Here is a 22,282-nt window from a genome sequence, read left to right on the forward strand (position 1 = left end):
GGTTAGCTACATTTAGTGCGCCAAGTTTGGTTTCGCTATGTCGCTACGTTACCTGCCTTTCCTCGCCCTGCTGTTTGCCACCTGTCGGCCCGCGTCGCAGCCGCCAACGCCTTCGCCCGAACACCAGAAAGCTCTCGACCAGTTTCAACTGATGGATGGCTTCCGCATCGAACTGGTAGCTGCCGAACCGCTCGTAACTGACCCTGTGGCAATGGAAATCGACGAAAACGGGCAGTTGTTTGTGGTTGAAATGCCCGGCTACCCGCTCGACCTGAGCCGCAGTGGACGCATCAAACTCCTCACCGACACCAACAATGACGGTTATCCCGACAAAAGCCAAATCTGGGCCGACAGCCTGACACTGCCCACCGGCCTGATGCGCTGGCGAAACGGCCTGATTGTGACCGACGCGCCCGACGTGCTCTATATCGAAGATACCAACGGGGATGGACGCGCCGACCGGCGGCAGGTGTTGCTTACGGGGTTTGCCCGCTCCAATCCACAGCACAACCTTAACAGCCCGGTTTTTGGCCCCGACAACTGGATTTACGTAGCGCATGAAGGAGCCATTACGCCCTTTGTGTACAAAAAAGAATTTGGCGATGAGGGTAGCCCCATCCGATTTCCGGGTGGTTCGTCATTACGAGGGGCGGGGGCCACGTCATTGCCGAAGAACGCCGACGGGCGCAACGTTCGTTTCCGGCCCGATACCTACCAACTCGAAGAGCTTTCGGGCGAGACGCAGTACGGGCAAACGTTTGACCCGTGGGGGCATCACCTGCTGACGAGTAATGCCAACCACCTGTTTCATGAAGTACTGGCGTCGCGCTACATCCGGCAAAACCCGAACCTGCTCGTGCCCGATGCCACCCAGAACATCCCCGACCACGGCGACGCGGCTGAGGTTTATCCCACCACCGAAAACCCGAACCACCAACTGCTGACCGACAAGGGCGTAATTACGTCGTCGTGTGGCGTAACGTGGTACAACGGCGGGGCTTTTGGTAAGGCGTTCGACCGCGTGACGTTTATTGGCGAACCGTCGCACAATCTTGTTCATGCCGATGTCATCGAAGATAACGGCGCGAGTTTTGTGGCAAAACGCCTGCTCGAAAAACGCGAGTTTCTGACCTCGAAAGATGCCTGGTTCCGGCCCGTCAACTTTTACGTTGGACCAGATGGTGCGTTGTATGTTGTTGACTACTATCGGCAAAGCATCGAACACCCGGAGTGGATGTCGGACGAAATGGCGAAGTCGGGCGTGTTGTATAACGGCAAAGACAAAGGCCGCATCTACCGCATCGTACCTGAAAACGGCCTGCCCATGAACTGGCTCGGTCAACTCGATTTAGGGAAGAAAACCACCGCCGAACTCGTCGCACTGCTCGATCAGCCCAACGGCTGGACCCGCCGAACGGCGCAGCGGCTGCTGTATCAGCGCAACGACCGGGCCGGTATCGAACCACTTCGCAACCTGATTGCCAACGCCGAACGGCCCGAAGCCAACGTGCCAGCTTTATGGTTATTGCGAAATCTGAACGCGCTTGATGCCGAAACGCTCCGGCTGGCCCTGCGCAACCCGGTAGCAGGCGTGCGCGAAACGGCCATCCGCGTGGCCGAAGACGCCAATAACCCGGCTCTGCTATCGGCCCTGCTACCGCTGGCAAGTGACACCGACGCTAAAGTACGCTATCAACTGCTTTGTACGCTGGGCCGAAGCAACGACTCCCGCGCTGAAGAGGCCCGGTTAGCCATTCTGAAACGCGGCATCGATGACCCCTGGGTAGGTCCGGCGGCATTGGCGGGCGCATCGGGCCGCGAAATGGCACTCTACAACGTAGCAAAACAGGCTTTTGGCGCGAAACCGTCCAATGCAAAGCAAACGTTTTTTGCCTACATCGGTGCAACGCTCGGCAACCGGGCGCAGCCTGCCGAAGTGGCCCAGCTATTCCGCCCCGATGCACAGGCCGACTGGTGTCGGGTGGCGGCTTTGTCGGGATTGGCACGGCTGTGGCAGCACCGGGGCGTTACGGTACAACTTTCCAACACCGACCGGCTGGCTCTGTTGCCCAACCTTAACGGCCCGGTGCCACCGGATAGCTGGCAAACTCAACTCGATTTGCTGCGGTTAGTGGGCTTGCCGAAAACCAGTTCAACCGTGACCGATGTAGCGAAGCAGGCTGCTCAGATAGCGACCAATGCCCGGCAGGACGTAGCCCGCAGGTCGGCGGCTGTACAGTTGCTGGCCCTGTACAAACCGGCGGCTTACGAAAAACTGCTGGCTGAATTGACCGTACAAAAAGGGCCGGAGCCGTTGCGGTTGGCGGCTTTCCAGTCGCTGAGCCGCTCGGCCAGTCGGCGGGCCTGTACGCTGGCACTTGCCGACTGGGCCGCGCTGACGCCCACCCTCCGGCGCACAGCCATCGATGCGTTTATGGATCAGCCCGACCAGATTCTGGCTCTGCTGGCGGCCATCGACCGGCAGCAAATTCAGCGCACCGATCTCGACTGGCACCAACAGGTGCATTTGATGAACTACGACGACAACCGCATTCGCACCGAAGCCCGCCGACTCCTGGCCGCTGACGAAGACCGGCAGGTAGTGCTGGCGAAATACCAGCCCGCTTTGGTGAAAACGGGTCAGGCAACGAGTGGGAAAACCGTTTTTCAGCGGGTGTGCAGTAGCTGTCATCAACTCAACGGACAGGGCGTGGCGTTCGGGCCTGACCTGACAACCTTGCGCAACCGCAATCCGCAGAGCATCATGACCGAAATTCTGCACCCTAACCATTCCATCGCCGACGGCTATGATTTCTACACGGCCACCCTGCGCAATGGGCAGGTCGTGTCGGGGATTCTGGCCCGCGAAACCAGCACCACGCTGACATTGCGCGGGCCGGGCGGAACCGAAACCGTTGTGTCACGCACCGACGTTTCGCGCCTTGACAAATCGAAACAATCGGCCATGCCAGTGGGACTCGAAGCGCAGATCAGCCTTCAGCAAATGGCCGATTTACTGGCATACATACGCGGAAAGTAGGGCTGCCCGGTCCTACATTTCGCTGTATCTTTAACGCAAACGCGAATTTTTACGCTCCGTTTACGTTACTACAAACGTTCCTAACAACTTTTTCGCACGAATTATGGCCGAACGCATCAGCTACGGCAAAACCTGGTGGGGGCAGCAATGGCTCAATGCACTGTCTCAGATTGACGAAGCCAACCGACTACCGCGTGGTAAGACTTACGCCAACAAAGGGGCGGTTCAGAATCTGAAAATCGAGAATAATCAGATCAGCGCGTCGGTGCGGGGCACGGCTCCCCGGCCTTACCGCGTGAAACTAACTGTGCCGCTGTTTACGAAACAGGAGCGCGATTGGCTGCTGACCGAAGTACAGGAAAATCCGGCTATTCTGGCGCAGCTTCTCAACCGTCAACTACCCGAAGAGTTGGTGCAGTTTGCCCAGAAACGCGGCATTCGGCTGTTCCCCCACTCGTTCGATGACCTCGGCATGGGCTGCTCGTGTCCCGACTTCGCCATTCCGTGCAAACACCTTGCGGCAGTGGTGTACGTCATCGCCAACGAAATTGACCGCAATCCGTTTTTAGTGTTTTTGTTGAAAGGGCTTGATATTCTCGATGAACTGAAAAGTCAGCAGGCCGACGTACTCAGCGGGGGCATGGAAACGGTGCTGCTTCTACGTGAACTTGGCACCGACGACCTGCCCGACGATGAAGACTGGACACCCGACGACGATGCCCGCGCCCAACTCGACTTTGCTACCATTCCGCCCCTTGCCGACCAACTCCTGCACCTGCTTCAGCCCGAAACAACGTTCACCAAAAGTGATTTTATGAAGTCACTCAGTCGGGCGTATAAACTCTTCGGTAGTGCCGACGTCCGGCCCGTCAAACGTTCGCCTACGGTGTACACGAATGGGCGTATCGCCAAACCTGCGCCTGCCGAAATCAGCCATCCCGACCCCAGCGACAGTATTGAATTGCAGTTAGACGAGCTGATGGAGATTAAGAAGGTCGGCGTTTTTACCGAACATGGCGAACAGCGCAACTTCGCTGATTATGACCTGACCGACCTGACCAAGTGGCTCGATACGCTTACCGAGGCCGATTTCGCCGAAATGAGCGATTCGGTGCGGGGGCTATATTTAGCCTACCAGTTTTCGGCGGCTTTGCTGCGCCGGGGGGCTGTGGTGCCGCAGTTGCTTTGTCTGGGTCTGAAAGAAGATCAGTATCGGGTGCGGTGGTTGCCCGCGATGCTCAACGAGGCCGTTCAGAAACAGACGGATTTGCTGGCCGCGCAACTGCCGCCGTTGCTGCTAACCCTGCGCTGGCAGAAAGAATGGCTGGCTCTGCCCGGTCGCGAACAGGTGCTGATGCTCTGTTCGCTGCTCATGCGCCCGACCATCCACGACACCACTATCGAACTCTGGGAACGCTGGCCGCTCGAAGATGCCGACCGGCTCTTTTTCGGCGTCGAAACCATTCGCTTTGAAGGGTTCGGCAAGCGCGAAATGCCGCTGGCAATGCAGCTTTGGCTGAACGACTTCTTCCTGAGCCACAAGCGATTCGTGCCAATTCTGGTGGTAGAAGACAGCGAACTCGGAGACGAGTTTCGCATGAGTTTACTCGTGCGCGACCGCGAAGCGTCGGCCACGTCGGCGGTGCCGCTGACGGAGGTGTTGACGCAAAAGCAATACGCGTCTATTCGCATGGCCGTTTTGCAGGACATGCTCGTACTGTCGCGGCACTTCCCCGACCTGACCCAACTGACCAAAGCCGACGGAGCGGCCCACCTGTTCTACAAACCCGACGCATTCGTGAAAATTCTGCTCGAAACGCTGCCCCGGATGCAGTTGCTCGGCATTGCGCTCTGGTTACCCAAGTCGCTGCAACATTGGGTGCGGCCCCATATCGGCGGACGGCTGAAGGCCAAAGTCACGGCCAGCAATGCGTTTATGAAATTAGACGATATGCTGTCGTTCGACTGGCAGGTGGCTCTCGGCGATCAGATGGTAAACGTGTCGGAGTTTGAACAGTTGGTGAATCGCCGGACAGGCTTAGTCAAGATCAAAGACCAATACGTGCTGCTCGACCCGAACGACCTCGCCAAACTCAAAAAGCAACTCGAAACCCCGCCCGAACTAACGGGTGCCGAACTGCTGAAAGCCGCTTTGGCCGAAGAGTACAAGGGCAACCGCGTCGGCATCTCGCCCGACGTGTACGAACTAATCCGTCAGTTCACCGACGCGCAGGCGCAACCCTTGCCCAGCGCGCTCAACGCGCAGCTTCGGCCCTATCAGCAACGCGGCTACGACTGGCTTATCAAGAATACCGCGCTCGGCATGGGTAGCCTGCTGGCCGACGATATGGGTTTGGGTAAAACCCTGCAAGTCATTGCGTTACTGCTTAAATTCAAACAGGAAGGCCGGTTTGGGAAACAGAAAGGATTGGTTGTTTTGCCCACTACGCTATTGACTAACTGGCAGAAAGAAATAGCCAAATTCGCCCCCGATCTGATTCCGTATATCTACCACGGGCCGGGCCGCAAACTGCCCGGCGAGTCTAAGCCCGGCGACTACGACCTGCTGCTGACGACTTACGGCGTAGTACGAACCGACCTCGACAAGCTGAAAAAACAGACGTGGGCCGTGTTAATCATTGACGAGGCCCAGAACATTAAAAATAGCGATACCGAACAAACGAAGGCTGTAAAATCTCTGAAAGCAACTATTCGGATTGCCCTGAGCGGCACACCCGTCGAAAACCGGCTGTCGGAGTTCTGGAGCATTATGGACTTCGTGAACAAAGGCTACCTGGGCGGCCTGACGAAGTTCAACGAAGAGTTTGGCAAGCCCATTCAGCAGGAACGTGACCACCAGAAACTCGATTTGTTTCGGCGCGTCACCAGCCCGTTTCTGCTCCGGCGCGTAAAAACCGACAAAACCATCATCAGTGACCTGCCCGACAAAATTGAGAACAACCAGTTTTGTGCGCTCACGTCGGAGCAGGCGGCTTTGTACGAGAGCGTGGTGCAGGAGAGCATCCGGGCCATCGAAGAAAAAGACGGTATTGCCCGGCGCGGGCTGGTGCTGAAACTGATGACCGCCCTCAAACAAATCGGCAACCACCCGCATCAATATTTGAAAGAAGGAAATGCAAGCCCCGCGCTGTCGGGTAAGGCCACGTTGCTGCTCAACCTGCTCGAAACCATCTACGCCAGCCACGAAAAAGTCCTGATTTTCACGCAGTACCACGAAATGGGTGTGTTGTTGCAACAGTTTATTCAACAGGCGTTTGGGCACCAGCCGCTCTTTCTGCACGGCGGTTCGTCGCGCCCCGAACGCGACCGCATGGTCGAACAATTTCAGAAAAACCGTTCCGACCACACATTTATTCTGTCGCTGAAAGCGGGCGGCACCGGCCTGAACCTGACCCAGGCCAACCACGTCATCCACTACGATTTGTGGTGGAACCCGGCTGTTGAAGCGCAGGCCACCGACCGGGCGTTTCGCATCGGCCAAACCAAAAACGTGCTGGTTTATCGGCTGATGAATCAGGGTACGCTCGAAGAGAAAATCGACGCCATGATTCGCAGCAAAAAAGAACTCGCCGACCTCAGCGTGAAAACCGGCGAAACCTGGATCGGTGATCTGAACGACGAGGAGTTGAAAGAGTTGGTAAGTTTGGGGTAATGTAATATCTTTCAACTATGACCACAGGTGTTTTGGAGACTGAAAAGCTTTTGAGCCGACTGTCAAGGGCTGAGAAAGCACAGATTTTGCAATGGATTGTGCAGGATTTGGGCGATGCTTTTCCTGGCATCGAGCGTCAGCCGGGTGTGTTGGGCGGGGCGGCCTGTGTGGTACGAACGCGCATACCCGTCTGGTTGCTTGAACAGACGCGCCGATTAGGTGCTTCGGATGCCGATTTGTTGCTGGCTTACCCCTCGCTCCGCGCTGCTGACTTGGCAAACGCGTGGGCGTATGTGCGTTCGCACGTAGCAGAAATTGACGCGGCCATTACACAAAACGGATCTAAAGTGACGACGAACTGAAAGAGTTGGTAAGTTTGGGGTAAACTGCAAACTGCGTGGGTTTAGCCATTGAATTTAGCTAAATTTGTTGGTTAAATCCACGCAATTTGCAAAACAATGATTGAACGCGCTATTCGCCCCCACCTTGAAGCACACTTACGTTCTAATAAGGTTCTTGTTTTAACGGGAGCCAGACGGGTCGGTAAAACTGTTTTGCTGAATCAGTTGGCCGATGCTTTCGACGGGCCAAAGATGATGCTGAACGGCGACGACCTCAGCACTGCCGAACTCCTCAACGACCGGCGCGTAGCTTCGTATCGACGCTGGTTAGGAACTACTGAACTGCTGCTGATTGATGAAGCGCAGGTTATACCCGATGTGGGCCGGGCACTGAAGCTGCTTATCGATTCGTTCCCTAATCTGACCATTGTTGCCACTGGCTCATCGGCGTTTGACCTGACGAACCGCACGGGCGAACCGCTCGTGGGGCGACAGTTGCTGTATACACTTTACCCGTTGTCTCAACTGGAACTGTCGGCTACGGAAACGTATCCGCAAACCCGCGACCGGCTGACCGACCGGCTTATTTTTGGCAGTTATCCCGACATTGTTCGGGCCGAACACATACCCGACCGTGTTGATTATTTAAAAGGGCTGGTTTCGTCTTATCTGCTGAAAGACATTTTATTGTTTGAACAAATCCGAAACGCCCAAAAAATGCTCCAGTTGCTGCAATTGGTGGCTTATCAGGTCGGTAACGAAGTATCGAACGACGAACTGAGTCGGCAATTGCAGATTGATCGGAGTACAGTAGTGCGCTATTTAGACTTGTTTACGAAGGTATTCATTTTGTTTCGCTTAGGTGGTTACAGCAACAATCTGCGGAAAGAAGTAACGAAATCCGCTAAGTGGTATTTCTTTGATAACGGCATCCGAAACGCGCTCATCAACAACTTTTCGTTGCCAAATCAACGGAACGACATCGGCGCGTTATGGGAAAATTATATAATCGCTGAACGATTGAAACGAAACGCCTATCAGCGCAGCCAGGCCGTTCCTTACTTCTGGCGTACCTACGACCAACAGGAACTTGACTGGCTCGAGGAAGAAAATGGGCAGTTGGCAGGTTATGAAATCAAGTGGCACACGAACCCCGTTCGATATCCAAAAGCCTTTCGGACGGCTTACCCGGAAGCATTGTTACAAACCATAAACCCAAATACCTATCTGGACTTTATAGCATAAAGATTCACGATACATCTATATCTCCGCACCCTCTGGTGTTTGCAGCACGTCTTTCTGATGCGCCCACATTTCCTGGAAAACAGCACTGCGCTGCCGCAATTCGACAAATGAACCTTCGTCTACGACGTGGCCTTTGTCGAGGATGTATACGTAGTCGAACAGGGGCAGCAGGTGGAGCCGGTGGAGAGTCGAAACGATGGCTTTGTCGGTGAATTCGCGCAGGAGGGCGTGGTAAATCAGTAACTCGGTTTTGGGGTCGACGCTGCTCGTAGGCTCGTCCAGCAGCACAACATCACTACTGCGGGCGGCCAGAATGCCCCGCGCCAACGCCAGCCGTTGCCGCTGCCCGCCCGATAGGTTCACGCCTTTCTCCTGAATGTTGGTCTCCAGCCCGTTGGGCAAATGCCTGGCTACGTCGGCGAATTGGGCCATATCGCAGGCTTTCCAGACGTCGGCTTCGGGGAAGGGCAGACCGAGGGTGATGTTGTAGGCAATGGTGTTCTCGAAAATCTCCGGCTCCTGCGGAAACAGCGTCACCGTGTTGGCTACCGCCCGCAGCGAATCATACGAACGCCCATCGGCCTGCATCACCAATCCCGGCTCAGTCGGATATAATCCGCGCAAGAGGGTCAGCAGCGTACTTTTGCCCGACCCACTTTCGCCGATAAAGGCTACGCGCTTGCCCCGGTCGAGCCGAATCTGCACGTCGCGCAAGGTCGTTGTCGGATGGGCTGTGACGCCGACAGGGCGATTGTGTGAGAAATTTAAATGACTGATTTGTACGGTTTTCCAGTTGTTGGGCAGGTGTTCTAACTCGGCGCGTTCGTGACCGGCGTAAGCCTGGCCGATGCTGCGGGCCGTTTGCACGTCGGTATTGAACCGCACAACCTGCGTGTACTGATACGCCACGTCGTGAAAAACGCTCGTGAACTGATTCACGTAGCCCAGCAACGTAACTAAGCCGCCTACCAGAAACACCTTGCCCGGCTCGTAATGCTGATACACATAGCCCGTTGCCATCACCAAATAAATGAGTGCTACCAGCATACTTGCCACAAACCACTTCCATTCGTTGATGCGTACCTGCCGCATAAACGGCTGAAAAACAGCCGCTACTTTACTTGCCAGCCCGCCCTGAATCTGGTTTTCGAGCCGAAGTGTAATCACTGTGATAATATTCGACAGGCTATCGAACAGCGTTGACGACACGGTGTGTTCGCGTTCGTTGGTTTCGTCTAACGCTTTGATAAAAGGCCGGTCGAAACGCAGAATAACCCAGACCGTCAGTACGCCCAACGCCAGCCCCGCCAGTCCGAACACGGGCGAGAAATAGAGCATGGCTCCAAACGAAAACAGCAGTTTCATCAGCGCGTGCAGATAGATAAACCCATCCTGGAAGAAATCCTTGAGTGCTTCGTACGCTTTGCGGATGCGGTTGATAGTGGCCCCGCTGTGGTGGTCTTTGTGCCAGCCAACGGGCAGGTGCAGCGTTTGGTGAAACAGTTCGTCGAGGTAGTTGCGGCTGAGGTTGAAGGCCAGCCGACGCTCCATTATCCGCGCCGGGCCATGAAACGCCCACTCGCCGAGTTCCAGTGCCACGTAGCCGCCCGCATAGAGCCATACGAACCGCAGAATATCGGTATTGGCCTGCTGAAGCTGACCAACGAACCAGCCAAACAGCAATGGATGCATGGCCGATACAACGTTTGCCAGAACAAACAGCAAATAAATCAGCACATACTGCCGCTTCTCGTGCCGTGCATAGTGCCAGGCCGTGCGTAGTAGCGACAGATAAGGATTGTTCATACAGTTGGTTACAGTGTGGGTACGAACTAAAAATTATACCCTATTGCAAAGGTAGTGTTATTGCCCTTGTTTTTGAACAAAACCAAGATGCAACGGCCAGAAATGTCTGTAAAAACAGTGACTTGTATTGGTTTTCCGATTGACTTTCAGTAATTTTGCGACCTGATTTGAGGGGGTGCCGTTTGGGGCGAACTTAGCGGTGCCTGTTGCCTGTTATTGAATTACATAACTTTTGTATAAAACAAGCTAATGGCTCGCGATTTATCGTTCACGAGAAACATCGGTATCGCTGCTCACATTGATGCGGGCAAGACGACAACAACCGAACGTATCCTTTATTACGCTGGCGTAAGCCACAAAATCGGTGAGGTACACGACGGTGCCGCCACCATGGACTGGATGGAGCAGGAGCAGGAGCGTGGTATTACCATTACCTCGGCTGCTACTACTGTTGACTGGACCTACCGCGACCAGAAATACCACATCAACATCATCGATACCCCCGGCCACGTTGACTTCACAGTTGAGGTAAACCGTTCGCTGCGCGTTCTCGACGGACTGGTATTTCTGTTCTCTGCCGTTGATGGCGTTGAGCCGCAGTCAGAAACCAACTGGCGCCTGGCTAACAACTATAACGTTGCCCGCTTAGGCTTCGTAAACAAAATGGACCGGTCGGGTGCCGATTTCCTGAACGTGTGTAAGCAGGTGAAGGAAATGCTCGGTTCGTATGCTGTGCCCCTTCAGTTGCCCATCGGCGAAGAAGACAATTTCAAAGGCGTAGTTGACTTGGTGAACTTCCGGGGTATTGTCTGGAACGAGTCGGATAAAGGCATGACCTTTACCGAAGTCCCCATTCCCGACGATATGCTGGATGAAGCAACCGAATGGCGCGAAAAACTCCTCGAAGCCGTTGCCGAATTCGACGACAGCCTGATGGAGAAATACTTTGAAGACCCTGAATCTATCTCGGAAGACGAAATTCTGGCGGCCCTGCGGAAAGCAACCATCGCCATGAAAATCGTTCCGATGCTGTGCGGTTCGTCGTTCAAAAACAAAGGCGTGCAAACCATGCTCGACTATGTGATGGCCCTGCTGCCTTCACCGATGGACAAGGAGAGCATCAAAGGTACCAACCCGAACACGGGCGAAGAAATTTCGCGTAAACCCAGTGTTAGCGAGCCATTTGCGGCTTTGGCGTTCAAAATTGCCACTGACCCCTACGTGGGCCGCTTGTGCTTCATTCGCTCGTACTCAGGTACGCTGGAGTCAGGCTCGTATGTTCTGAACAACCGGTCGGGCAACAAAGAGCGTATCTCGCGGATTTTCCAGATGCACGCCAACAAGCAAAACCAGATCGAGCGTCTGGAAGCGGGCGACATTGGTGCTGTGGTTGGTTTCAAAGACATCAAAACCGGCGATACGCTGTCGGATGAGAAGAACCCGATTGTACTGGAGTCGATGGTATTCCCCGACCCCGTTATCGGTTATGCTATCGAGCCGAAGAAAACGGCTGACCAGGATAACTTCTCGAAGGCTATCGGTAAACTGATCGAAGAAGACCCAACCCTGAAAGTTGAGTCGAACGAAGAAACCGGTCAGACCATCATCCGGGGTATGGGTGAGCTTCACCTCGAAATTATCATCGACCGGATGCGTCGGGAGTTCAAGGTAGAAGTAAACCAGGGTGCGCCACAGGTTGCCTACAAAGAGGTGCTAACCAAGCAGGTAGAGGGACACCGTGAAGTATACAAGAAGCAAACGGGTGGTCGCGGTAAATTTGCCGACATCGTGTTTGACCTCGGTCCCCGCGATCCTGAAGAAGACGGTTCGGTTAAGCCGGGTCTGCAATTCGTGAATGCTATTGTGGGTGGTGTGATTCCGAAAGAATTCATCCAGCCGGTTGCTAAAGGTTTTGAAGAGTCGCTGAAAAACGGCCCGTTGGCTGGCTTCCCGCTCGAAAGCATGAAAGTGCGGCTGTTCCACGGTTCGTACCACGACGTTGACTCCGATTCGTTGTCGTTTGAACTGGCGGCCCGGATTGGCTTCAAAGAAGCCGCTCGTCAGGCTGGTCCGAAACTGCTCGAACCAATTATGGCCGTTGAAGTACTGACGCCGGAAGAATACACCGGTCCGATCACGGGCGACCTAAACCGCCGTCGGGGCGTGATGAAAGGCATGGACTCGAAGGCCGGTTCGCAGGTTATCAAAGCCGACGTACCGCTGTCTGAACTGTTCGGCTACGTGACGGACCTCCGCACGATGTCGTCGGGTCGGGCTACGGCTAACCTGACGTTCTCGCACTACGAAATCGTGCCGCAGAACATTGCCGACACGGTAGTAGCGAAAGAAAAAGGTACAATAAAGGCGTAATTGCCTGAACAAATAGATACCAACATGAGTCATCCCGAATTTTAGGGACACTCTGAAAAAAGAACCTCCTTTCTTAGCTTTGAGCATCACCACAACGCCAAAGCCAGAAAGGAGGTCTTTTTTATGGCAACGCCATGCACACAAAATAACAATACGACGCGCGTAAAGTCAACCGCGAATGACTTTCTACAAGCCCGAATACAGCACTATCTCCAACCCATTCAAGACCAGCTACTCCAGCAAATCGACAAGCGACTCGTAGCTACCTTTGCGACCTTGTTTAGCAGCATTCTGCTCTTTCGTAACACGAAGATGGGACTGCTACTGAGTGAGTTAGGAGGCTATATCGCTGGGCATGCCCACGCCCCGGCAGGTACCAAACGCCTAAGCAACCTCTTACGATGCGCCTATTGGGACGCTGCTGTTATCGAGGAGTTTTTCTGGGCCAAGACCCAACGACGCATTGCCCAACTGGCGACTATGGGCAAACGGCCTTTGCTGGTGTGGGATGATAGTCGCATCGAGAAGCCAGAAAGTTGGTTTGTCGAAGGACTTTGTTCAGTCGAAAGTAGCAAGGGGAAACGACTCACCAAGATCAAGAAAGGCTTCTACAAGCCCCCTTCAGCCCGCATCTGCGTGCCGGGCTTTCACTGGACGGGTGTATTACTGGCCGCGCTGGGCGAAACACCCAGTGTGTGCCAGATGAGTTGGTGGACGACGCGGGGCAAGCATAAAGAGGTGGGTACCAACATCATGTTCCGTCTGCTTAGGCAGTTACAGGCCCATCTGCCAGCTTCCGTGCTGCATGTGCTGGATCGGGGCTATGCCAGTAGCTGGACGATTGAGTGGATGAGCCACTTCAAACAGGACTTTCTGGTGCGCTGGAAAAAGAATCACCTACTGACTCACGGCGAAAAAGGCACCAAACAGACCCATCTGCTGGCCCGTAGTTGTGCGCCCCAGAGCCGTAAGCTCCTGCGCGACAAGGAACGTAAGATTACCAAACAGGTCAGTGTGGGTTGGCTGGCCGTTCGTCATGCGGAGCATGAGCTATTGCCTTTATGGTTGCTGGTGGTCCGGGATCGCAGGCATCAGCAACCGCCCATGTACCTGCTCACATCCGTACCCGTCCGGGATGTGCATCAGGCTTGGCTACTGGTACACAGTTACATGCACCGTTGGCAGATTGAACAGGCTTTTCGAGCGGGCAAGGCCGAGTTCGGCCTGGAGTCGCCCCGGCTGTGGTTCTGGGAGAACCGGCTAAAGCTGTTGGGCATAGTCAGTTTAGTGTATGACTTTCTGTTATCGCTGTTACGCCACTGGCCGGATTGGATACCCCTATTTTTGAAACGGTGGGTACCCCGAACAGGCAATCGGCACCGATGCTCGTCGGTGCCGATTTACAGACTGCGGTTAGCCATCTCAAACGCTTTAATGGTGGCCTTCGCCCTCACTCAAAATTCGGGATGACTCATGTTTATGTTTTGAACTTTTGCGCTCGGCTGTGTAGTTTAGCAGGAGTAAAATTCAATAGCGATGAACGTTCAGTATATTTCTAATCAGCAGGGTAAGCGCACGGCGGTGGTGGTGCCGATTAAGGAATGGAATAAAATAAAAAAGAAGCTGGATTTGCCCGACGATGAATCCGTTGCTGACGAAGACGTACAGTTGACGAAAGAGCAGCTAATCGCTGATGTGAAAGAGGCTTTGGAAGAGGTAAAATTGCACAAGCAGGGGAAAATTAAGTTGCAGTCATTAGACGAATTCTTGAATGAATTATAGAGTTATTACCTCAGATTCGTTTCGGCGTAAAGCGAAACCGTTAGCTAAAAAGTATCCCTCGCTAAAATCAGAGTTAGCTAAGTTAGGTAAAACGATTGCTGAAAACCCAACCCAGGGTACTGCGCTTGGTAGGAGTTGCTACATAATTTGGTTATCTATCAAAACAAGCGGGGCGGTGCCCGCGTGATTACTTATAAAGGAAACTGTTAAATATTCATAATAATCAAATAGTGATACTTTAGTTATCCATCGCTCCGCCATATTTGTCTCATCATCTGTTATCACTTTTCCTGAAAGTTAATTTTTCTTAACCGTGTTTTATATACGAATTTTTTCGTACATCTTTACTACGAAATGTTTCGTATGCAACGAACGTATCTCAAGTTGCATCTACTGGTTACGCGCTAAACCTATCTTTTCGCGATTTCATGAAAAAGCTTTTCTTCTTCATTTGTCTGCTGGCACTCCCTGGACTATTATGGGGGCAAATCAACCCAGCAACGGGCCGTATCAGCGGCACTATCATCGACTCGCTCGGTGCGAAACCTGTGCCGTTTGCGACGGTAGCCCTGCAATTGCCAGACGGCAAAGTAATGATGGGGAAAACAACCACAGAAGCGGGTACGTTTCTGTTTGATAATGTTGCCAATGGCACTTATCAATTGGCTCTTTCGTTGGTTGGCTATCAGGCCAAAACGCTCAAAAACATCATATTAACTACCGATAAACCAGCCTTCGACGCAGGTACTATCCAGCTATCAGCCGATGCCAAAACGCTGAACGAAGTAAACGTAGCCGGTCAGAAATCGCTGGTAGAAGACAAAGGCGACCGCCTGGTGTATAATGCTGAAAAAGACATCAGCAACGCGGGCGGCACCGCCGTAGACGTGTTGCGAAAAGTGCCGACGCTCACGGTCGATCTGAATGGTAACGTGACGATGCGTGGTAATAGCAATCTGAAGGTCCTGATTAACGGCAAACCGTCGGCGATGATGGCGCGAAACTTAGCCGACGCGCTTCGGCAAATGCCCGCCAACACTATAAAGTCGGTAGAAGTTATCACCAGTCCGGGCGCGAAGTACGATGCTGAAGGGGCTGCCGGGGTCATCAACATTATTACCAAAAAGGCATTGCAGGGCTTCAACGGATCGGTAAACGCCACAGGGGGTAATTTCAATAATTCGGTGGGCACAAACCTGAATCTGAAAAAGAAGAAAGTTGGCGTTTCGTTATCGGCCAATATGTATAACTACCGCAACATTGCCGAAAGCATTTCGCGCCGAACCAGTTTGCAGGCCGGCGTACCCACCAGTTTGCTAACGCAGCAAAACGAGCAGGATAACTGGGGCGTGGGTGGTTATGGCGAAATGAGTGCCGACTACGATTTCGACAGCACGAGCCGACTCAACTTCGCGGCCAACGTCTGGGGTGGGAATTTCCCGAACAATTCAGTATCCGTAGTTCGGTTAACCGACCCGGCAGGGGTTGAGCGTCAGGCGTTTCGCAACGATATTCGGTTCCGTAATCCGTATGGCAACGGGCAACTGGATTTGGGCTATACCAAGACGTTTAAAAAGCCCGAAGGCGCGTCAGCTAACCGGGAGTTTTCGCTGCTGACGCAGTATAGCCGAATGCCCGACAACTATTTCTACGATACCGACCGCTACGCCATCACAGGTGAACTGCTCATTTACCGCGAACGCAGCACCAACTACAGCCGTAACAAAGAATATACCATACAGGCCGATTATACACACCCGCTTGCCGTGCGCGGCCCCAACGACACGGCTACGTACACAATTGAACTCGGCGCGAAAACCATTCTGCGCGACATTGGCAGCGAGTTTCGGGTCGACCAATCTGCCGATGGGCAGGGACCGTTTGTGCCGAACCCGGCCCTCTCCAACGATTTTGCTTACACGCAGGTGATTTATTCGGGTTATACCTCGCTGCGGATGGAAACCAAACGCGGCTGGACGCTGAACGCCGGGGCGCGGCTGGAACATACGGGTATTCGGGCCAATTTCATCACAACTGATACGCGTTTCACAACCGATTATCAGAACCTGATTCCGAGCGTAACGGTATCGAAGAAAGTAAAAGAGAACACGCTGAAAATCAGTTATACGCAACGCATCACGCGCCCGCTCATCTGGTATCTGAATCCGTGGGTAAACGCGGCTGACCCGCAGAACATTCAGGTGGGCAATCCCTTTCTGAATCCTGAATTGACGCACAGTACGGAGTTCTCGCACAGTTTATCGACCAAAAAAGGACTGTCTGTAAACTCGTCGCTCTACTGGCGGCAGACCGATAACGCGATAGAATACCTCGCGACGGTGGATGCCAACGGTGTTTCGACCAATAGTCCGCAAAATATTGCCCAGCGTAAAGCCTTCGGTCTGAACGTGAACCTGTCGGGGCAACCCAACAAAAACTGGAACCTGAGCGGGGGAATCGACGGGCGATACGTGTATCTGAATAGCCCGACGCTGCAACAAAGCAATAGCGGCTTGATTGGGAATTTCAATCTGAACAGTACCTACAAACTCCCCAAAAATTACACGCTTCAGGTGAACGGTAACTACGGAACCGGCTGGGTGTCGCTGCAGGGTACGTCGACGGGCTGGTTATGGTACGGTATTTCGGGCAAGCGCGAGTTCTGGGATAAAAAAGCCAGCCTGACACTTGCCCTGAATAACCCATTCGCCCGGAGTTTTACGCAAACTAACCGGCAGGAAGCTCCCACGTTTGTGGCTGAGAGCCAGTGGACAATCATCAACCGTTCGGCTCGCCTGACGTTTGAGTGGCGATTCGGGCAGATGACCGCCGGGGGCAAACAAAGCAAAAAAATCAGCAACGACGACCGGGGGCGTTAACTTCCATAAGGGGACGACTTAAGTCGCCCGCTTACGGAAGTTAACGTTTCTGGGCCGATGCCCGCTTCAAATCCTCAAGCAAAATCTCTTCAAAGCCGGGCAGGGTTTTGTAAGCATAGACGGCCCGCCATTTTGTGTCTTTGTAGTCATACGACACTTCCAGATACGGCTTATCGCCGGGCGCACCGGCATCGTTTCGGCGGGTGTTGATGCGTACCGGAATGTCGCGGTAGTATTTGAAATAGTTGGGGTGGGTGAGGTAGCCGAGGGGCGTGGTGTCCCACGGTACAAACCCGTCGACGCCGAACAGTTGCTGGTTAAACCGCATCCAGGGACGCAGGTGGTCGTACACCCATTGATCGGCGGTATGTTTATTGTTCAGAAAGTCGATGTCTGTATCGCCCAGCAGCATATACACGCTACATTCGTAACCCGACAGTACCACCCGAATGCCCGCATCGAACAGCACCCGAAACGCATCGGGGTTCATCTCGAAATTGTAATCGCCCACACTCAGTTTTTCTAAGCCCGGCTTAAACGGTAGCCCCGGCGTTCGGCCCGCGCAGACAACTACTTCCTCAATCTGTGGAATCAGTTCGGGATGGTTTTTTACTACTGTAGCCACGTTCGTGACGGGGCCGATTGCCAGAATGGGCAGTTTTTCGGTTCGTAACGCAGCCGCCAACGCCCGGCTGGCATCTGTTTCGGTGCCGATGTCTTTGGCCGTCTCCGAGCCGCGATACAGCGGAATAGTGCGCCCGGTGCGGTTATACCAGCCGAGTAATTTCTGTGTCACGTCGTAGCCATACTGACCGGGTGCCACCGTGCTGATGCCCACCAGGTCAATTTTGTCGGGATGTTGCAAAGCCATGATGAGTGCGATGGCATCATCGACTTCGCGGGGCGTTTTGTCTTTCATACCGATCATAATATCGGTATCGAACCATACCCGGCGTGGCTGGGCAATGGCGAACGTTGAGAGCAGGAGCAGAAATAGAATTTTCATACAGTAACGCGGGTGGAAACCCGCCCGGCTTAGAAAGCTTTTTGACTGATTTATCAAGGCGGGTTTCCACCCGCGTTACAAAGATGAATGCGCTTTTTTGAGCAGTGCCTGCTTTGTTTCGAGCGATAAACTGAGCGGCAACTGCGCCAGGCCGATGAGCCGACGCATAATTTCGACACCGGTAAATTGTTGCCGCAGGCGGTCGTCAAAACCAGCCGGGCGTTCGTAGGCGGTCAGTACGGCGTCGATGAGGCTTGCTGGCTGTTCGGCCATCATCAGGTGGGCAATCAGTACGCCAAGATCAAATTCGGCAGGGCCATAGAAGCAAAATTCAGGGTCGATAATCTTCGTGCCGGTAGCCGTCTGGAGCCAGCTACCGGGGTAAAAATCACCGTGGAGCAGCGTCTGACCGTCAGCTAAATACGTGTCGCCCAGGGCCGCTACGGTTTGTTTCAGGTCGGCGTTGCGTTTGTAGGACATGGCTACTGTCTGCAAACCAGGCTGGATGCTGTCGAGATCGAAACCGTTGTCTTCCAGAAACGGGTAGTTAAAAATATGCTCGTGATTTAAGGATCGCATGGCCCGATTCGCAAAATTCGGGTCGGGTGCAGGGGCGCTGAAATGGCCGTGCAAGGCCGATAGATAGGCCGCTAAATCGCGGGCTTCAACCTCGCTGAGCTCGCGGTCGGGTTGGTACAAAAACGTGTAGTCACTGGCCGTACCGAGGTCTTCGATTAGTAAAATATTAGTTGCTTCGTCTATATCCAGCAGTCGTGGCATTCGTTCCGATACGGCCCGAACGCCCTGTGTTCGCTGGTAAAAACGGCCTTCGATAACGGCCCGGTCGGCGGGGGCGGCAATGGTTGGGTATTTTTCGACATAACCACGCGATTGCTTGATAATCAGCGTTCGGTCGGCGTGGTTTGGGGCGGTAATACGTAGCCGGAGGGTGTAATTCATGTTTCCTTCGCCCGGCTTCTCACTATGCGTAATGGTCTCGTTAAGGGCGAGCTGATTGCGTTCTCGCAGGTACTGCTGAATCTGCGCTGGTTGTTGACTATCTAACTGCATGAATTGTGTTGGTGATCGGATAAACATACGTTGGCTTTGCCCTCGTGGATTGGTGGAATGCGCCTGGCAACCTACCGCACGACGGCTAATTTTCCGGCTAAACCTTCGGTGCCATCTGCCGTAATGACTACAATCAAATAGATTCCGGTTTGCGCGGATCGACCCCGATAATCGCGTAAATCCCACGAGGCTGTGCCGCCCTGCGAACGGGTTTCGTACACGAGCGTACCGCCTGCATCCAGAATCTTGACGGTTGCGTTTTCAGTCAGGCCGTTAATGCCAACCGTACCCGTAAAATCGGGCCGGACAGGGTTCGGGAAGATGGTTAACCCCGTGAGCGTTTCGGCGGGTTCGGTGGCCGCTCCGCCGTAAGAAACCAACGCCATTGGCTGATTGGATGCGCCGGTTTGCACGAAAACGCGCCCACTAACGGGTTCAATAGCAATGCTTTGCACGAGGTTGTTCGGCAACGGGCTATTACCCGACGTGAACGTTTCCAGCAACTGCGACCCATCGGGCGAGACTACATACAGACCGCTGCGGGTGCCAATCCATTTACGATTTCCCCCGTCAACGGCCAACGCTGTGATTTGCTCATTCGCCAGCAGCCGACGCTGGTTCAGCAACGGCGGCTGCGCATCGACTGCGCCCCGAAAAACATCAGCCGGGTTGTCGAACACCGTTGGGCCGAGGTCGGTGCCAACCCAAATGGCTCCCGTTCGGTCTTTTACCAGACTCCGAACGCTATTGGTTGGTAAAGCACCTTCGCCCGTAAGCGTAGTCAGAAACCGGCTGCGGTTGGTCTGCGGGTCGAATACCAGCAGGCCGCTGCCCGCCTGAAGCCGGAGCCACAAAAAGCCATTATCATCGGGTACAACCTGCTCGATACTTGGTTGCCGAATAGCCGGAAATGATTGAAACGTACCATCAGGTCGGCGCACGTGCAAATTGGCCTGTGGCGTGTTACTATTGGTAGTTATCCACAAATTACCGTCAAAATCAGTGGATAAGTCGGTAATTCGTGGACTAATAGCGGGCGGGAGCAGAGCGAACTGCCCTCCCTGTTGAGCATCGTAACTGGCTAATCCGCTGCCAAAACTTGCTGTGTATAAACGCTGCCCTCCTTGCAAGTAGGTAGCTGCGTTAGAGCCGATGTTCGACCCCGTAATTCGTTGCCATTGACCGTCGGGCAGGTTAAGTTGGTCGGCGGTTGGGCCATCCGCTCGTATCAACGTAGCATCCTGCGGTCCGTTGGGCAGGGCCACCAGCGTATTCGAATAGGCGTACAGCCGCGCAAAACCATCGCGGCTGGGGCCTGCCGGAGCAATTGGTACGTTTAGTGTCCCGACGATGGATAAAACGCCGGTTTGCGCGTCGGCGGCCCAGGTTTGGCCTCCGTCGATAACCAGTTCACGCGGGTCGCTTAGCAGGGGTGCCGTTTGCAGACCCGCTCCCGGCAGTGTCAGACTGCGCTCGGTGGTAACAATCAACCCTGATGGAGCCGAAAACACCCTGACCAGACCGTTGGTTAACGGCTGCGTCAGAACCCACCGTCCGGGCTGTCGCTCAAAAATGCCCTGACCGTTTACGCTGGCTATTAACCGCCCCCGGTCGGTGGCAATAGATTCGGACCGTTGCGCTGGACCCGCCAGGGTGCGCCAGTTGGCCGGGTCGGCAATATTTACGTTGGGCGCAAACCGAACGGCCTGAATCCGTCGCTCAAACAGGGTGGGTTGCAGGGCTTCGGTAAGCGCGTATAGGCTATCGCTGGTTACGGCGGTTTGCAGAATGGGCAGGGGCGAACCATCGGGTCGGCGGCTGAAATACGTATCGCGGATTTCGCTGCGCACCACGTCGAACACGACCAGCCCAAAATCGGTGCTCAGATACGCATTGTTGCCAATCCGCAGAATGTGATTGATGCTCCGCGATGCGGGCAGATTTGGAGCCGTTGCAATCGTGCTAACGGTCTGCACCGCGCCGGGTTCGTTTTCCGGCGTAATCGTCAGTAAATCAATAGTGCCCGACCGATACGCAATCAGCAGCCGTTGCTGATCGGGCAGAAACAATAGTCGGCTGATACCCACATCGCTCAGGCCGCCTGGCTCTTTACGTAGTGTGGTAATCTCGCGGGTTGTTTTGTCGAAGTAAAAAAAGCCGTTCTGTGTTGCGGCATACACCTTATTGCCTACTACCGCTACCGACCGCCCCGACCGATAACTGGCGTGCGATTGCCAGGCGTTTAGCTGCGCGTGAGTGGTGAAAAATGAAAAGTGAAAAATGAAAAGTGAGAGGGTCGCGTTCAGGGCGAAAACTTTGCGCCACATCGCCAAAATGAACAACCATTTTTCACTTTTCATTTCTTCATTTTTCACTTATCACTCCCTTCACATCTTCATACGCCCACTCTTTTTGCCCGGCTGCGTCGCCGAGGTTGAAGCACCGGCGGCAGCGAGCTTCGTAGCTGTCGGTTTCGCCCAGCAGAACGCGTTCCTGCGATGGCACGAGCCGGTACGAATAATGCGCAATGTCGCCACAAACCACGCAGATGGCATGGACTTTGGTCACGTATTCGGCAATGCTCATCAACTGCGGCATGCAACCAAACGGCTGACCGGCAAAATCCATATCCAGACCGGCTACAATAACGCGTTGCCCCTGATTGGCTAAGGCATCGCAAACGGCAACGATCTCTTTATCGAAAAATTGGGCTTCATCAATGCCAACTACGTCGCAATCGCCCGCCATTGCCAGGATTTGGCCCGCTGTTTGCACGGGGGTCGATGGAATCGAGAGCGAACTGTGCGAAACTATGTCGGCGTCGTGATACCGGGTGTCGATAGTCGGTTTGAAAATGCGGACATTGAGCCGGGCAATGCGGGCGCGGGTAAGCCGCCGAATCAGTTCTTCGGTTTTACCCGAAAACATCGACCCGCAGATCACTTCGATCCAGCCGGTTCGCAGGTGGGGCGGTTCGCGTCGTCGGGTAGGTTCAATAAACATAAGTTGTATAATTATGGCCGTTGGCTTGAATTCTGGCACAAAGGCCACTTTTTTTCGCTTTCTTAC

At 54.0% G+C, this 22,282-nt stretch carries 13 protein-coding genes; 8 read left to right on the top strand and 5 right to left on the bottom strand.

The window, feature by feature from the left end; genetic code table 11:
- Positions 1-37 precede the first annotated feature (37 nt).
- The 4 genes from AWR27_RS22410 to AWR27_RS22425 all read left to right on the top strand — a co-directional run bounded on the left by AWR27_RS22410 (position 38) and on the right by AWR27_RS22425 (position 8,299).
- Positions 38-3,040: a PVC-type heme-binding CxxCH protein gene (locus AWR27_RS22410; protein WP_077133253.1), complete on the top strand. Its 3,003-nt coding sequence runs from the start codon at positions 38-40 to the stop codon at positions 3,038-3,040.
- Positions 3,041-3,143: 103 nt separating this feature from the next.
- Positions 3,144-6,713, top strand: a complete 3,570-nt coding sequence (locus tag AWR27_RS22415; protein WP_077133254.1) for a DEAD/DEAH box helicase — start codon at positions 3,144-3,146, stop codon at positions 6,711-6,713.
- A 17-nt stretch (positions 6,714-6,730) separates the two neighbouring features.
- Positions 6,731-7,075 (top strand): DUF433 domain-containing protein, encoded by a 345-nt coding sequence (locus AWR27_RS22420; RefSeq protein ID WP_077133255.1) that lies wholly within the window; start codon positions 6,731-6,733, stop codon positions 7,073-7,075.
- A gap of 96 nt (positions 7,076-7,171) precedes the next feature.
- Complete coding sequence (locus AWR27_RS22425) at positions 7,172-8,299, top strand: ATP-binding protein (RefSeq protein ID WP_077133256.1); 1,128 nt, start codon at positions 7,172-7,174, stop codon at positions 8,297-8,299.
- Between the two features lie 15 nt (positions 8,300-8,314).
- Here AWR27_RS22425 and AWR27_RS22430 read toward each other — a convergent pair whose 3' ends face one another.
- The gene (locus AWR27_RS22430; protein WP_077133257.1) at positions 8,315-10,105 is read right to left on the bottom strand and encodes an ABC transporter ATP-binding protein; all 1,791 of its coding nucleotides are present in this window, start codon (positions 10,103-10,105) and stop codon (positions 8,315-8,317) included.
- Between the two features lie 249 nt (positions 10,106-10,354).
- Here AWR27_RS22430 and fusA point away from each other — a divergent pair, with 249 nt between their 5' ends.
- The 4 genes from fusA (at position 10,355) to AWR27_RS22455 (ending at position 17,136) form a co-directional block, all read left to right on the top strand.
- Positions 10,355-12,475 carry an elongation factor G gene (gene fusA / locus AWR27_RS22435; protein ID WP_077133258.1) on the top strand — a complete coding sequence of 707 codons (2,121 nt, stop codon included), beginning with the start codon at positions 10,355-10,357 and terminating at the stop codon, positions 12,473-12,475.
- 123 nt (positions 12,476-12,598) lie between these two features.
- Positions 12,599-13,945 (top strand): transposase, encoded by a 1,347-nt coding sequence (locus AWR27_RS22440; RefSeq protein WP_077130382.1) that lies wholly within the window; start codon positions 12,599-12,601, stop codon positions 13,943-13,945.
- Between the two features lie 66 nt (positions 13,946-14,011).
- Positions 14,012-14,257, top strand: a complete 246-nt coding sequence (locus tag AWR27_RS22445) for a hypothetical protein (RefSeq protein WP_077133259.1) — start codon at positions 14,012-14,014, stop codon at positions 14,255-14,257.
- 428 nt (positions 14,258-14,685) lie between these two features.
- Positions 14,686-17,136 carry a TonB-dependent receptor domain-containing protein gene (locus tag AWR27_RS22455; protein ID WP_077133261.1) on the top strand — a complete coding sequence of 817 codons (2,451 nt, stop codon included), beginning with the start codon at positions 14,686-14,688 and terminating at the stop codon, positions 17,134-17,136.
- 40 nt (positions 17,137-17,176) lie between these two features.
- Here the strand turns inward: AWR27_RS22455 and AWR27_RS22460 are convergent, their stop codons facing one another.
- From AWR27_RS22460 to AWR27_RS22475, 4 genes are all read right to left on the bottom strand, one after another.
- Entirely contained in the window at positions 17,177-18,142 is a 966-nt protein-coding gene (locus AWR27_RS22460) for a nucleoside hydrolase (RefSeq protein ID WP_077133262.1), read from the bottom strand.
- A 75-nt stretch (positions 18,143-18,217) separates the two neighbouring features.
- Positions 18,218-19,240 carry a phosphotransferase gene (locus AWR27_RS22465; protein ID WP_232325904.1) on the bottom strand — a complete coding sequence of 341 codons (1,023 nt, stop codon included), beginning with the start codon at positions 19,238-19,240 and terminating at the stop codon, positions 18,218-18,220.
- A 44-nt stretch (positions 19,241-19,284) separates the two neighbouring features.
- Complete coding sequence (gene porZ / locus AWR27_RS22470; protein ID WP_077133264.1) at positions 19,285-21,573, bottom strand: type IX secretion system anionic LPS delivery protein PorZ; 2,289 nt, start codon at positions 21,571-21,573, stop codon at positions 19,285-19,287.
- Positions 21,574-21,577: 4 nt separating this feature from the next.
- Complete coding sequence (locus tag AWR27_RS22475) at positions 21,578-22,216, bottom strand: thymidine kinase (protein WP_077133265.1); 639 nt, start codon at positions 22,214-22,216, stop codon at positions 21,578-21,580.
- Positions 22,217-22,282 lie beyond the last annotated feature (66 nt).

Source organism: Spirosoma montaniterrae, from assembly GCF_001988955.1.
GTDB lineage: Bacteria > Bacteroidota > Bacteroidia > Cytophagales > Spirosomataceae > Spirosoma > Spirosoma montaniterrae.

Excerpts from the sequence above, each read along its gene's own strand:
- AWR27_RS22410 (WP_077133253.1), top strand. The coding sequence starts at position 38 with ATGTCGCTACGTTACCTGCCTTTCCTCGCCCTGCTGTTTGCCACCTGT.
- AWR27_RS22415 (WP_077133254.1), top strand. The coding sequence starts at position 3,144 with ATGGCCGAACGCATCAGCTACGGCAAAACCTGGTGGGGGCAGCAATGG.
- AWR27_RS22420 (WP_077133255.1), top strand. The coding sequence starts at position 6,731 with ATGACCACAGGTGTTTTGGAGACTGAAAAGCTTTTGAGCCGACTGTCA.
- AWR27_RS22425 (WP_077133256.1), top strand. The coding sequence starts at position 7,172 with ATGATTGAACGCGCTATTCGCCCCCACCTTGAAGCACACTTACGTTCT.
- AWR27_RS22430 (WP_077133257.1), bottom strand. The coding sequence starts at position 10,105 with ATGAACAATCCTTATCTGTCGCTACTACGCACGGCCTGGCACTATGCA.
- fusA (WP_077133258.1), top strand. The coding sequence starts at position 10,355 with ATGGCTCGCGATTTATCGTTCACGAGAAACATCGGTATCGCTGCTCAC.
- AWR27_RS22440 (WP_077130382.1), top strand. The coding sequence starts at position 12,599 with ATGGCAACGCCATGCACACAAAATAACAATACGACGCGCGTAAAGTCA.
- AWR27_RS22445 (WP_077133259.1), top strand. The coding sequence starts at position 14,012 with ATGAACGTTCAGTATATTTCTAATCAGCAGGGTAAGCGCACGGCGGTG.
- AWR27_RS22455 (WP_077133261.1), top strand. The coding sequence starts at position 14,686 with ATGAAAAAGCTTTTCTTCTTCATTTGTCTGCTGGCACTCCCTGGACTA.
- AWR27_RS22460 (WP_077133262.1), bottom strand. The coding sequence starts at position 18,142 with ATGAAAATTCTATTTCTGCTCCTGCTCTCAACGTTCGCCATTGCCCAG.
- AWR27_RS22465 (WP_232325904.1), bottom strand. The coding sequence starts at position 19,240 with ATGTTTATCCGATCACCAACACAATTCATGCAGTTAGATAGTCAACAA.
- porZ (WP_077133264.1), bottom strand. The coding sequence starts at position 21,573 with ATGAAAAGTGAAAAATGGTTGTTCATTTTGGCGATGTGGCGCAAAGTT.
- AWR27_RS22475 (WP_077133265.1), bottom strand. The coding sequence starts at position 22,216 with ATGTTTATTGAACCTACCCGACGACGCGAACCGCCCCACCTGCGAACC.